Origin of the sequence: Marichromatium bheemlicum, assembly GCF_012276755.1 — a bacterium.
Lineage (GTDB): Bacteria > Pseudomonadota > Gammaproteobacteria > Chromatiales > Chromatiaceae > Marichromatium > Marichromatium bheemlicum.
On sequence record NZ_JAAXKX010000011.1, the window covers coordinates 12,052 to 25,349 of the forward strand.

Genomic DNA, 13,298 nt, shown 5'->3' on the forward strand with positions numbered 1-13,298 from the left:
CCTGCTCCGAGCATGTTAGAAGAAACCATCCCGAGCCAGGCTCACCCCCCCTCATACCGCCCCGGGGCGATCACCCCCTCGGGGTCGAGGGCCGCGCGCAGGCGTTGCCCGAAGACCCTGGAACGCTCGAGCAGGGCATCGAGTTCGGCCATGCCGTCGACCCCCATCCGATAAGGGAAACAGCCGAGTTCACGCCCGGCCTCGAGCATTGCGCGATAGCACTCACAAGCGGCCCGCTCCCCGGCTCCGACCCCATCGCGCGCAAAGATCAACGGCACCGTACTATCGAACACCCGGTCATTGAGACTGGTGAGGGTGATCAGCGGCTCAATGCCATGCTCGAGCCCGACGCGCTCGACCATCTCGACATAGTCGCAGACCTGTTGCGGGCGCATCGGCACCAGCGGTGAATACCAACGCAGCCCACAACCGTCGCGCGCCGGGTCGAGCATGCCCGCGCCCATCTCCCGAGGGTTGCGCCAGTAGCACAGCGGCAATGCCGTCTGGTTGGGGCGTCCGGCCACCAGCTCCAGCGAGCTGGCCAGGGTCGCCGCAGTGCTGGCCAACCCACGCCCGACACGACCCGGCAGCCAGCGCGCCAGCGCAGCGAGCTGCGCGGCACGTGTCGGGCTGAGGAAGATCAACCGCACCCCGACACCAGCAAGGGCGCGACGCACCTCGCGTCGTGCCGCGGTCATGACCGCGGCCGACCCATAGAGGGTGCCGAATCCGGTCCAGGGGAGGATCTGGTACTGGGCGCCGAGTTCGTCAACCACGGCCTGGGGGATCAAGCCATGCCGATCGAGCCGATCCTGTGGATACGGGGCGGCCATGGCCAGGACACGCCGCCGGTTCATCAGATTGACGCCACCGACCACCCCGGGCAACCGCTGTAGGATATCGCGCACCCGTGCCACCGCTGGCGCCAGCGCGGCCTCGTCGCGGAGGCTGAAGAGAAAGACCGCAACTCGCTCGGGACGGCGCGCCAAGGCGATGCTCGCCCGCGTGACGATGCCAAACCCGCTCTGAGTGAAGAGTCCGTTGGTATAGGGCCCGATACCCCAGCGAAACACCCGAGCGAGGGCCTCACCACCGGCCTCGCAGAGCATTGAGCGATAGATCGAGCCATCGGCGAGCACCGCCTCGAGGTCGGTGAGCGCTGCGAAGTGATCGACATGGGGGGTGATGCCGTAGCCTCGCTCCAGGGCATTGCCGATCAGGCTACAGTGCGGGCCGGCGCCGGTGACCGGCACCAGGAAGGGGTAGGCGTGTCGATCGAGGAAATCGGCGAGCATCGCCTGGGTCACCCCGGGCTCGAGGGTGACCACGCCGAGTTCGGGGTCGAAGTCGAGGATGCGCTGCAGCCGGCCGAGATCGACGATCACGCAGCCATCGCGCACCGGCAGCGCGCTGCCATACCCCCAGTTGCGACCGGTACTGATCGGATACAGCGAGAGACGGTAGCGCTTGGCCACCGCCACCAGTGGCGCCACCTGATCGGCTTGCTCGACCAGCAGGGCCGCGACGATCTGCCGCTGGGTGCCGGTGGTGTCGAGACCGTACCTGGAGTGCACGGCCTCCCCGACCAGGACCCGCTGCTCGCCCAACAGCGCTCGCCAGTCACCTAGTGCCGCAGCCAGCCCGGCAGTCTCGCTCATGCCCATCGTCCATGCCTCCATTGCGCGCGAATTGCCCGGAAACGCAACCGTTCGTGTAAAAAGAATGTGACCCGGTCGACGAATCCGTTAGCATGATCTCATTACGGACGCAGTGGACGCGAACCGCCAAAAACCAAGCCCTTTCCCTCGCAAGATGCCGATTAAGATACTGACCGCCAGGACGCCGGATCAAATCGAGCACGCGCTCTGGCTAAGACATCAGGTGTACATCATCGAGGAAGGACGGTATGGCGGCGTCCCCCGACCGGAGGCGAGGCTGACCGACCGCTTCGACCATGGCTTGGGGGTGAGGCACATCCTCGCCTATGACGGCGAACAGCCGGTCGCGGCCATCCGCGTCAACCTCGAGACCGGACACGGCCTACCGCCCGAGACCCACTTCGACTTTCGCTCCACACTCGCCGAGCTGCATCGCCCCGGCCCGGCCAACCGCTACCGCGCCGCATCCGGCAGCATGCTGGTGATTCGTGGACAATGGCGGCGGCGCTACAACATCCTGCGCGCGCTCTACCGCGCCGCGACCCACTGCTTCCAACATTGGGGAGCAACACATGTCCTGCTCAACTCCACGCCCAAGCTCGCCCCCCTGTATCGACGCATCGGCTTTATCCAGATCCACGACCCGGTGTGGATCTCGGAGATCGGCGATCATGTGGTGCCAATGGTCGGACGGGTCGAGGACTGCCGCCGCCATGCCTTCGGGCTAGCGCACTTCGTCCCACACCTCGGCCAGTGCTCGCCGAGCACCTGGAACAGCAAGGGATTTTGAGGCTACAGCGCAACCTCGAGGTCCTCGGCGATGGCCTCGAGCAGGGCCCGCAGGGGTGGGGTGAGGTGTTCGAACAGCATCTCGCGCGAGATATAGAAAGGCGCGCGCGCGCCCCGGAACTCGATCGGCTCGCCGACCTGCTCGAAGAAGATGCCGCCGAAGTGCAGATGCCGGGCGAGGCGCGGCTCCATCATCGCGTAGACCCCGTCCATGCCCTCGGACAGGCCGATGGTCGCCGCCGCCAGGTACAAGCCCAGGGCCATGTGGGGGAAACGACGGCGGTCATCCTGGGTCCACTGAAACAGGTCGGTGCCATGCCCGTCGGGCGTTGACTGCTCCCCGGGCCGGCGCCGGAACTGCTCGTGCAGCGCCAGCCTGGAGATCTCGCCGAAGCCCCCCCTGGGCATCGCCAGGGGGTTGTGCGCGGAGAAGAACAGATTCGGCTCATAGTGCTCGACCAACGGCATACAGGGCTCGGCGCAATCGGCCCTGGCACGGACCAGACGCACGGTTCCGGCATCGCGCCCGGAGCGACGATGGTGCAGCAGACAGTGTATCGACTCGGCGTCGAAGTGATCGATCTCGCGCCGATCCGGGAAGGCCGAGGCGTCCTCCCACCCGAGCTCTTGGCAATAGACCTCGTAGCGCAGGGAGAACACCCGATCGCGCAATTCGTCCGTTGTCGCCGCGATGATCCTGAAGTATTCCTTGTAGGGGGTCACGAGATCGATCTTCGGCATGGAAGGGTCTCCCTGGCAGACTCAGGTTTATGTCCTTCTGGACCCACAACGATGGAGATGGCGCAGGCCCTGCCGGCTGCACCGACAGCGCCATCAATTGTAGGATCCAGGCCGCATCAGCGAACACGTATCGACGATACCAGTAAACCGGGCGGGCGGACACGGCATGTCTCCCCTGCCCATATGGCCCGCACGAACAGGAACTGCAAGCATGCATGCCCCCCTTCGCGTCCGCCCGGCCCCACTCATCCTGGCAGTCACACTGCTGGTGCTGCATCCCCTCTTGCCGGTCTCACCGACCTCGGCCAGCACCTTGGTCAATTGTTACGACGCCGAGCGCGAGATGGTCGTCCGGACCCGTCAGCAGGACTGCCAGGGGCGCGCCGTCAGCGACGCCGAGGCCGCCCAAATCCGCGCCCGACGTCGCGCCTATGTGCGTGACTCACTCGAGGTCAACAGCACCCCACGGGTACTCGGCAGACGGCTCGAACGCATCGGCGCGGGCTTCTTCGTCGACCCGGCCGGACACCTGCTTACCAACGCCCATGTCGTCCACGACTGCACCACCGTCACCGTCTCACGCGATCATGGCGAGATGGCCCCGGCGCGTGCCATCGCGGTCGACACCGGCGCCGACCTGGCACTGCTGGCCACCGATTACCGCCCCGAGCGCAGCGCACCCTTCATGCCGATCGACGACCCCCTCCCCGAAACGGTGGCGATCATCGGCTATCCCAACCAGGGGCTGCCGCCGTTACGCCCGCTGCTGACCACCGGCAGCATCGCACCGACCCGACTGATCACCACCCCCGCGCGGACCATCACCCTCAATGCCGACATCCGCCCCGGCAACAGCGGCGGACCGGTACTCGATGTCACCGGCCGGGTGGTCGGGGTGGTCTTCGCCGCGGTCGACACGCCCAGTGTCTACGAACGTACCGGGCGCGTGGTCCGCGACATCGGGGTCTCCATCCCCAACACCGTGACCCTGCCCTTCCTGGCACGCCACGGCATCGACGCCCAGACCGACCAGCCGGCCACTCCCCCCGACGACATGCTCGAATACACCAGCGCCTTCATCGCACGGGTCGAATGCTGGCGCTAACCGAACGACTGCCAGATCTGGCAGCCATCGCCAACGCTGTCGGCCCATTCCCGCCATCGTGGTGTGCTTGATCTTGGCATCGGGAGACCACAGGCTTGTCTCCACCCGGGTCGACGTGAACCCTGTCACGGCCTTTGAGGGATCGAAGCAAGCGCTGCTAAACTGGACCGGCTTATTCGCCCCAAGCCGGCGGACCGCGACACCCGAGCAGCCGGGACCGGGCCATGACGACGCCGACGGGGCGCGCCCACCCCATGCTCGACGGACACCGGTCGGCCCGGACGCGCCCGCGTCCCGGGGCGATCCAACTCAAACCGGCCACTCCCTCTCAGACGTACGACGACGTCACGACGGCGCCGGGAGTGGAGGACGTCAGGATACAGCCTAGCCTCTCATGTCGCGGACACCCTATCTCTCGACCCTGTTGCTCGCCCAGCGAAATCCCTTCCTGGTCATCGATGCCGAGATGCGCATCCGTAGCGTCAACACGGCCCTCGAGACCGCCCTGGGGTATGACCCCAACAACCTGATCGGCACGCCCTGCTGCCGGCTCGATGCGACCGGCGCCGAGGATGGCTGCCGCCATCGGCGTTTTTTCCGAGACCTCGAGCCCTATATCGAGACCCACGCGCTGGTCGACGCTCGGGGCGAGATCCGCTTCGCCCAGATCCAGGGTTTTCCCATCGTCGACCCCCAGGGCCAGGTACTGCTCGGCGAATCACTGCACCTGCTCCAGGGGCAGCGCCAGCCCGGACAGATGGTCGGGCGATCGCAGCAGATGCACACCCTCGCTCAAGAACTCAGACGCGCGGCCGCCACCGATGCGGCGGTACTGCTCCAGGGAGAGACCGGTTCGGGTAAGGAACTCGCCGCCGAGTTCATCCACCAGCACTCGACCCGAGCCAAGAGCCCCTTCGTGGTGGTCGACTGCACCGTCCTCAGCGAGGAGCTGTTCGAGAGCGAGCTGTTCGGCCACGTCAAGGGGGCCTTTACCGGGGCCGTCGGCAGCAAGACCGGACTGCTCGAGCTAGCCGACACCGGGACCCTGTTCCTCGACGAGATCGGCGAACTCCCGCTCTCCCAGCAGCCCAAGCTGTTACGCGCCCTCGAGAGCGGGATGTTCCGCCAGGTCGGCTCGACCAAGATCCGCCAGGCCAATGTACGCGTGGTCAGCGCCACCCATCGCGACCTACGCGTCATGGTCGAGCAAGGCCAGTTCCGCCAGGACCTCTACTATCGGCTCGCGGTGCTGCCGCTCCCCATCCCGCCACTACGCGAGCGTCGGGCCGACATCCCCGAACTCGCCGAGCACCTGCTGCGGGAGATCTCGGCGCAATCAGGGCGGCCTTATCGGATGACCAAGGACGCGCTGCGTAAGCTGCTGCTCTACTCCTTCCCCGGCAATATCCGCGAGCTGCGTAACCTGCTACACCTCGCCACGGTCCTCAGCCCCGACGGGACGATCGGCGATGCGGCCATCCGCCTACCGGCCAGCACCAGCGCGCCCCCGACGCCCCCGGCCACCGACACAGCGGCAGAACTCTTGCATGAGCACCCCAGCATCAGCATGCTCTCGCCGGTCGAGGCCGCCGAGGCCAGATACATCCTGCAACTGCTACAGCGCCATCGCGGCAGTCGCAAGGAGGTCGCGGCCAGCATGTCGATCAGCGAGCGCACGCTCTACCGCAAACTCAAGCGCTACCAGCTCAATACATCCGATGAACGAACACACAGTGGCAGTTGAGCGCTCCGGCCCCAATGACGAGGTCCAGACCCTACGTTGGAATCTGGAATCGGCAACGGGAGCAGGACCAGGCCTGGGCGCACCAGGCGATATCCGCGATCAGATCCGCTCGAGCGAGGCACTCCCGCCACTGCCGGAGATCACCCGACGCCTGCTCGAGCTGCGCGCCGACCCCGATGCCAACGCCCTGATGCTGGCCGAGGCGGTCGCGCTCGACCCCATGCTCTCGGCACAGCTGCTGCGCTGGGCCAACTCCCCCTACTATGCCCCGCGCAGCCCCGTCAACACGGTGCGTGATGCCATCGTGCGCGCACTCGGCTTCAACCTCTCGTTCAGTCTCGCCCTCGGGCTGGCCGCACTCAGTCCACTCAAGACCCCCAACACCGGCGCGCTCGGACGCGACCGCATCTGGCGCCACGGCATGCAGTGCACCACACTGATGCAGGCACTCGCCCGCGAGCAACCCGCCGAGCTGCGTCCGGCCAGCGGCCAGATCGAACTCGCCGGGGTCACCCAGAACATTGGTTATCTACTGCTCGGCCACCTGCTACCCGAACACTTCCAGCTGCTCGCACGCTTCATCCAATCCAATCCGGGGCTGGCGCTCCCGACCATCGAGCGCTTTGCCATCGGTGTCGAGCACACCCAACTCGGCGGTTGGCTGTTCGAGGCCTGGGAGATGCCCGAGGCCCTGCAGACCGTACAGCGTCATCACCACAACCCGGCCTATCGCGGCGAGCACGAATCATTGGTGCTGCTGGCCTGCCTGGCCGACCAGCTGCTCGAGACCCGAGGCGACGGGCTCGGCGCCCGCCCCAGCGAGCCCGAGACCCAGCCCGAACTGCTCGCCCGACTCGGGCTCGGTGCGCACGCCTGCGAGCACGCCCTGAGCGCACTGGCCAACTGCGAGGAAGAAGCAACCAAGACCGACTGATCGCTGCGCTCGGACGGTCACGCGTCCGAGCCGCCCCTAGACCGCCCCCTTGCCGAAGACCACCACCTCGACCGTCTCGATCAGGATCAGCAGATCGAGGAAGATGCTGTAGTTCTTGACGTAGTAGAGGTCGTACTCGAGCTTACGCAGCGCATCCTCCTCGGAGCTGCCATAGGGATAGCAGAGCTGCGCCCAGCCGGTCAGCCCGGGTTTGACGCGATGACGCGCGGCGTAGTAGTCGTACTTGCGCGCCAGGGTGGCGACGAACTCGGGCCGCTCCGGCCGCGGCCCGACAAAGCTCATCTCGCCCTTGAGGACATTGAAGATCTGCGGCAGCTCGTCGATCCGGGTCTTGCGGATGAAGCGCCCGACGCGGGTGATGCGCGAGTCGTTCTTGGTCGCCCAGCGCGGTCGGCCATCGGCCTCGGCGTCGACCCGCATACTGCGGAACTTGACCACATCGAACGGTAGCCCGTTCTCACCGATGCGGGTCTGACGATAGAACACCGGGTGGCGAAAACGGCTCTCGACGGCGATCGCCAGCGCGGTGATCAGCATCACCGGCCACAGCAACACCAGAAAGACCACCGACACCAGCACGTCGAACAACCGCTTGAGCAGCATCGTCATCGCGCCATGCCGAAAGCCATCGGAGAGCATCAGCCAGCTCGGATTCAACAAATCGAGCTTGACCACGCCCATCTCGCGCTCGAAGAACCCCTGCGGCTCGAGCACCTCGATGCCAGCCATGCGACAGTCGAGTAGCTCCTCGATCGGCAGCTTGCCGCGCCGATCCTTGACCGCCACCACCAGCTCATCGGCCTGGGTCTCGGTAATGATGCGCAGCAACGGCCGGTCATAGGGGATGCAGCCCGGCACGTCCTGTTCGGCGGCCTCGGCCTGCAACGGCACCAGCCCGACGATGTCGAGGCCACGTGGATTGGCGGCCATCACCGCCTCGGCGAGTGGCCCGGCACCGAGCACCAAGACCCGCCGTTTGAAGATGCCCGGCTTGATGACATAGGAGAGCAGCCGCAATGCGATGACGGCGGTGATCGATAGCACCACGGTCAAGGCCAGGATACTGCGCCACAGCTCGATGTGTGGGAAGCTGAAGGAGAGCACCGCCAGCGCCACGGCACCGAGCAACACCGCCAGCACGATCCGTAGCAGCGATCCCCACCACCCCTCCCTGAAGCTCGCCTCGTAGAGCCCCATCGCCCCCATCGAGAGCACGAAGACGACCGCCAGCACCACGGAATAGAGCGAGACCCCGGCGATATCGGCCGGCACCTCGGCCCCGATCGACCACCACCGCAGATGGAGGCTGGCATGGAAACAGGTGGCGAAGACCAACCCCTCGATCCCGGCCAGGATCAGCAGGGGTAGACGCATATAGTGACGGAAGATTCGGATGGAACGCATGGGCGGGGAACACCTGGCGATGACGAACAGAGCGCGACGCCGACCGATGGCGACAGAGCGATCCTCTTCGATCGCCCAGGTCGGGGCGGCGCCTATCTCATGGAAGTCGCGCGACTAGACCCTGGGCCCTGACGAGAACCCGGGTCATCCGCCACCCTGTTCGAGCCCTTAGTCCAGCCTTGAGATCCCGCGGCATCCACACGGCGTCCAGTCCCGCTTCGCACCTGTCATCCTTCACGCCCCTTCTTGCAACAGGAACGGTTCTCGCGCCCATGACATCACCTCGGGGATTGATCGGCCTGCGGTCGAGGTTAACCTTACGTGTACAAAAAAATCAAATGGCCGCTCCTTGTCCGCCCCCCTGAACGCACCTCGAAAACGATTCGAAACAAGGATCGATTCAGATACCCCAGCAGAAAAAACAAAGGGGGCTGACACAAACATCAACCACCAAAAAGTGTACGCAGTTGCAGGCTGCCCTTGTATCCGAGATGACGCAACAACAGCCATGACGGCATCCGCAACCAGTGAGCGCGCGCAAAGATCAGGGTCCGCGCGCCCCTCACCCGCAGGGGGGCCCGGCCATCGGCATCGGGGAGTAGAGACAAGCGCACCAGCCGCGTCATCAGCCACGCCAGCGGGGGCGCTGGCCGCCACTGCCGCAATCGCGCCTCGACCACCACCGGCAGCTCCAGGACAAAGAGCTGGTGTACATGATGCAACGCATGAAACAGCGGGCGTTGTAGCCCGAACTGCTCGGCACGGTCGAGTAGCGCCGGCCAAAAACCCACGCGCCCCCTGAATTGACCGAGCAGGTCCCAGACATCGACCAGGTCACGCAACCGCAGGCCCTCGTGTCGATCCCCCTCCATAAACAGGTGGAGCACCGCATGCAGCACCATATCGGGCGCGCCGAGCACCCGTAGCGACTCGTGCCCGGCCACCTTGCAGCTCGCCGCGAACAACGGCGCTGGATCGAAGTGCAATCGATTGGTGCGCGGCAGTAGCCGATGGTGCAAATCGATCTCGGTGTCGCGCTCGAGGTGTCGCAACGGCGGCAGCTCGTGCATCCACTCACGGTAGTAACGCTCGTCATACCTCGACAGACCAGCGCCCTGCCAGCCCCGAGCCCGCAAACGTTGCTCGACCTCGGCAAGCCCATCCTCGGCAATCAACAGATCGACATCCGAGAACAGGCGGCCTCGCGCCGCCGCCGTCTCGGCCAGAACGTAGGCGACCCCTTTGAGCGCGACCACCTCGACCGGGACGCCATCGAGCGCACGCAAGATGCGATCGACCTCCCAGGTCAGCCGCCGCTGCTGGTATTGCACCTGACAGCGTGCCGCATGCAGATGGTGGGCAACCCGCTCGGGCAATTGCTCAATCAGCCCCCGGGCGGCGAGATCGGCATCCAGGCGCCCGAGCAGGCGAGTATGACGCGCTGCCCGCAACAACAGGTCCCAATCCGCAGACGACAGTGTCGGCAGCGTCTCCGGGGCGCGCAGCGCACGCAGCAGCAGTGCGCCGGCGTGACGTGACCGGTTCATACGCTGGCTCATGGTTCGGTCTCCGCGAGCGCACCGAGCACGCCCAAGGCCGCGTCGAGATCGGAATAGCCCAGTCGATAGCAGCGACAACGCTCGACCAACCGAGCAACGGTGATGAAGCCACCCTCACCGCACAGCTCATAGTTGAAAGCGTTGCCCGCCACCATCAAAAAGGCATCGCTCCGGTTCAACGGCTCGAGCCGGGTCGGGGCCTCGGCCTGCCATCGCGGGAACACCACCCAAGCCGGGGTTGCCGGCTCGTCCATGCGCATCACCGCCGCGCGCGGTGGGCGCACATGTGCCACCGTGCCCTTGCGAGTCCCGGTGAAGGCGGGACCGATCTCGGCCTCGGGCGCAAAGGCACGGATCACCTCGATCGAGTCGTTCTTCAGCGGGATCGGCCGCGGCAGCGGCAACAACCGCCCGTGTTGCGGGGCCACCAAGCCGAACTCGTCGGAGAGCAGGCGCCAGCCGCGATGGGCCAAGGCGGTGCAGAGGGTCGATTTACCGGCCCCAGGGGCCCCGGGCAACACCAGGGCGCGTCCACCACGTTCGAGCACGGCGGCATGGAGCATCAACAGATGGTGAGCGCGCCGCGCCACGCACCAATTCAACCCCCACTCGAGCATCGGGAAATGGTGTGCCGCCGCCAGCGGCTGAAAGGGGGAGCGACCATCGACGGTGAAGCGCGCCTGGGGTCGCCACCACCGCCGCAGCCACCCGTGGTGATCGAGACGGACATGGAAATCACGGACTTGACCGGGCACTGCCAGCGGGTAGTCGCCCCACATCCGCCACAGCACCGGCAGCAAGGCGGTCAGCCCGAGCTGCAGGTTAACCAGGAAGGGGCCGATACAGACATCGATCCCGCAGGGCCTCTGCACCTGGCGGGCAAGCTCATCGATATCGAGATCGCCAACCCTCACGCCGTCGTGGTCCCGATCACGATCCCCAGCTCATCGAGACGCGCCAGCAGGGCCTCGAGCTGGCTGCGACGCAATACCTCGGCAGCGCCCGCCGAGGGCGCGGGGTCAAGCACCGCGAGTAGGTCATCGACAGTCGCCTCGCCCTCATGCAGGCGCGCCACCACCTGCGACCCGGCGGCATTGAGGTAGTGGGTCTCGCCCGAGGCCCCCTGATAGAGCAGCCGCTCACCATCCCAGACGACCTCGAGCAACGGGGCGGAGCTGAGTCGCCAGCGCACGGGCCTCACCATCGCCGAACTCACCGACACGGCTCACCTCCAGAGCGGCGCACCCAGCGCGCACCCGTCACACGGCCCCATCACTGGCACAGCGGCGCGTCCGGCCCCAGCGAAGTGGCCGACGAGGCCGTGACGATGTTGCCGTTGCAGCGGCTGACACCGGTATTGGGATCATCCTCGAGGATGCCGTCGCAGGCCTCGCCGGGTGCCAGCTCACGCTGGGCGTTGAACTCGACGACATCGACGCAACCGCTGCTCTGCGCCAAGGCCGCACCACTGCGCAGGGTCATCACCATCGGCGCGGCCACCGCCGCCTGTTTGAGCAAACGCCGGCGAGCACGGCTGTGGGTGTTCTCGTCGTGATCCGTGTCGGGGGGATTCGGAGTAGTCATTGAGGGATCTCTTCAGCATGTTGAGCGGATTCTGCGGGCCCGCAGCACCTCCATGGGAGCAGGCGCCCGGGACGGGCGCCGCCCGCGCGCAGACGATCTGCGCCGGGGCCCGCCACAGGCGATCGCCGCGCGGGAGCCCCTCCTTCCCTTCTTGGCGACGCCCCGTCTCGGGCGCAAGACGAGACCGGCGCCCAACACCGGCCATACGTCCAGGCCCCTGACCGATGCAAGACACCTCACACCGACCAGTATCGAGAGCATACCGTACCGCGACGCGGTGCGCACACGTAGCGCAAAAACACCAGGTCACCACACAAACCCGACGAAAGGCTATAATCTTTTTATATACAAAGATAAAAAACATCTTTAAACAGGATCCCGCCAGGCCAACCTTGACGCACAGCCTACACATTTCGTAGCTTTTCCGCACCCATCCAGACACAGGACCACGCCGTGCACCGTCCAGGCTGTCGAATGCCATGCAGACATGCGCCCCGGCCCCGTGCGGACTGAGCCCCAAGGACCGCCCCGATGCGCATCCTCCACATCCTCGACCATTCGTTACCGCTCCACTCCGGCTATACCTTCAGGACCGCCAACCTGCTTCGCGAACAACGTCGACTCGGTTGGGAGACCTGCCATCTCACCGGACCACGCCACGGCAACCGGCGCGCTGACAGCGAACACTGCGACGGCCTCGAGTTCCATCGCACCGCACCGCCACGTGGCGCACTCGCCACGCACCCCGTCCTCGGCCCCTGGCTGGAGATGCGCGCCACCGAGCAGCGGCTGTTCGAGCTTGCCCGGCACCTCCTCCCCGACCTGCTGCACGCCCATTCCCCCGTCCTCGACGCCTTCCCCGCACTCCGCGTCGGCCGCCGGCTCGGCATCCCGGTGGTCTACGAGGTCCGCGCCTTCTGGGAGGATGCCGCGGTCGATCACGGCACCACCGTCGCCGGCAGCCTGCGCTACCAGGCCACCCGCGCACTCGAGACGCACGCGCTACGCCACGCCGCACACGTCTTCACCATCTGCGAGGGACTGCGCGGCGACATCATCGCCCGCGGTATCCCGGCGCAGCGGGTCACCGTGATCCCCAATGCCGTCGATCTCGAACACTTCCGCCCGAGTGCCGCGCCGGACCCTGTACTGGCGCGCCGCCTCGGGCTCGAGGACAACGGCGAGGTAATCGGTTTCGTCGGCTCCTTCTATGCCTACGAGGGGCTCGACCTGCTGCTCGAGGCGCTGCCACGACTGCTGCAACAGCGCCCCGGGCTGCATCTGCTGCTGGTCGGCGGCGGTCCCCAGGAGGCGGCGTTGCGCGCACGCGCCGAGCAGCTCGGCATCGCCGCAGCGGTCCGCTTCACCGGGCGGGTGCCGCACCAGGAGGTGCAGCGCTACTACGACCTGATCGACCTGCTGGTCTACCCCCGCCACGCGATCCGTCTCACCGAGCTGGTCACTCCGCTCAAACCGCTCGAGGCCATGGCCCAGGGGCGGGTGTTCGTCGCCTCCGACGTCGGCGGACACCGCGAGCTGATCCGCGACGGCGAGACCGGACGGCTGTTTCGCGCCGGCGACGTCACGGCCCTCGTCTCCACCGTGGAGGCGATGCTCAAGGCACGCGAGCACTGGCCGGCGATGCGCGCGGCGGGACGACGCTTCGTCGAGCAGACACGCAACTGGCGCGTCAGTGTCGCCCACTATGGCCCGGCTTATACGCAGGTACTCGAGCGCCGCCGCGGCGAGCGCAGATAGG

At 66.4% G+C, this 13,298-nt stretch carries 12 protein-coding genes; 5 read left to right on the plus strand and 7 right to left on the minus strand.

Features of this window, described 5'->3' with window-relative positions; genetic code table 11:
* Window positions 1-41 precede the first annotated feature (41 nt).
* On the minus strand, window positions 42-1,658 hold the full coding sequence (locus HF203_RS09015; protein WP_168668843.1) for an FAD-binding oxidoreductase: 1,617 nt from the start codon (window positions 1,656-1,658) through the stop codon (window positions 42-44).
* 154 nt (window positions 1,659-1,812) lie between these two features.
* Here HF203_RS09015 and HF203_RS09020 point away from each other — a divergent pair, with 154 nt between their 5' ends.
* Window positions 1,813-2,448, plus strand: a complete 636-nt coding sequence (locus tag HF203_RS09020; RefSeq protein ID WP_425483208.1) for an N-acyl amino acid synthase FeeM domain-containing protein — start codon at window positions 1,813-1,815, stop codon at window positions 2,446-2,448.
* 2 nt (window positions 2,449-2,450) lie between these two features.
* Here HF203_RS09020 and HF203_RS09025 read toward each other — a convergent pair whose 3' ends face one another.
* The gene (locus HF203_RS09025) at window positions 2,451-3,188 is read right to left on the minus strand and encodes a PEP-CTERM/exosortase system-associated acyltransferase (RefSeq protein WP_168668847.1); all 738 of its coding nucleotides are present in this window, start codon (window positions 3,186-3,188) and stop codon (window positions 2,451-2,453) included.
* Between the two features lie 211 nt (window positions 3,189-3,399).
* On the opposite strand from HF203_RS09025, the gene HF203_RS09030 reads away from it, so the two are divergent.
* The 3 genes from HF203_RS09030 to HF203_RS09040 all read left to right on the plus strand — a co-directional run bounded on the left by HF203_RS09030 (window position 3,400) and on the right by HF203_RS09040 (window position 6,971).
* Window positions 3,400-4,293: a S1 family peptidase gene (locus HF203_RS09030; protein ID WP_168668849.1), complete on the plus strand. Its 894-nt coding sequence runs from the start codon at window positions 3,400-3,402 to the stop codon at window positions 4,291-4,293.
* 394 nt (window positions 4,294-4,687) lie between these two features.
* Entirely contained in the window at window positions 4,688-6,037 is a 1,350-nt protein-coding gene (locus HF203_RS09035; protein ID WP_168668851.1) for a sigma-54 interaction domain-containing protein, read from the plus strand.
* On the plus strand, window positions 6,012-6,971 hold the full coding sequence (locus tag HF203_RS09040) for an HDOD domain-containing protein (protein ID WP_168668853.1): 960 nt from the start codon (window positions 6,012-6,014) through the stop codon (window positions 6,969-6,971). Before HF203_RS09035 ends, HF203_RS09040 begins: the two co-directional genes overlap by 26 nt.
* A 36-nt stretch (window positions 6,972-7,007) precedes the next feature.
* Here HF203_RS09040 and HF203_RS09045 read toward each other — a convergent pair whose 3' ends face one another.
* The 5 genes from HF203_RS09045 to HF203_RS09065 form a co-directional block, all read right to left on the minus strand.
* Window positions 7,008-8,396, minus strand: a complete 1,389-nt coding sequence (locus tag HF203_RS09045) for a TIGR03013 family XrtA/PEP-CTERM system glycosyltransferase (RefSeq protein WP_168668855.1) — start codon at window positions 8,394-8,396, stop codon at window positions 7,008-7,010.
* Between the two features lie 443 nt (window positions 8,397-8,839).
* Window positions 8,840-9,955, minus strand: a complete 1,116-nt coding sequence (locus HF203_RS09050) for a nucleotidyltransferase domain-containing protein (protein ID WP_168668857.1) — start codon at window positions 9,953-9,955, stop codon at window positions 8,840-8,842.
* Complete coding sequence (locus HF203_RS09055; RefSeq protein WP_343043902.1) at window positions 9,952-10,869, minus strand: HprK-related kinase A; 918 nt, start codon at window positions 10,867-10,869, stop codon at window positions 9,952-9,954. The genes HF203_RS09050 and HF203_RS09055 overlap by 4 nt, the downstream gene beginning before the upstream one ends.
* Complete coding sequence (locus HF203_RS09060; protein WP_168668859.1) at window positions 10,866-11,159, minus strand: HPr-rel-A system PqqD family peptide chaperone; 294 nt, start codon at window positions 11,157-11,159, stop codon at window positions 10,866-10,868. Before HF203_RS09060 ends, HF203_RS09055 begins: the two co-directional genes overlap by 4 nt.
* Before the next feature lie 68 nt (window positions 11,160-11,227).
* The gene (locus tag HF203_RS09065; RefSeq protein WP_168668862.1) at window positions 11,228-11,539 is read right to left on the minus strand and encodes a hypothetical protein; all 312 of its coding nucleotides are present in this window, start codon (window positions 11,537-11,539) and stop codon (window positions 11,228-11,230) included.
* A gap of 531 nt (window positions 11,540-12,070) precedes the next feature.
* Between HF203_RS09065 and HF203_RS09070 the strand changes: the two genes are divergently transcribed.
* Window positions 12,071-13,297 (plus strand): TIGR04063 family PEP-CTERM/XrtA system glycosyltransferase, encoded by a 1,227-nt coding sequence (locus HF203_RS09070; protein WP_168668863.1) that lies wholly within the window; start codon window positions 12,071-12,073, stop codon window positions 13,295-13,297.
* Window position 13,298 lies beyond the last annotated feature (1 nt).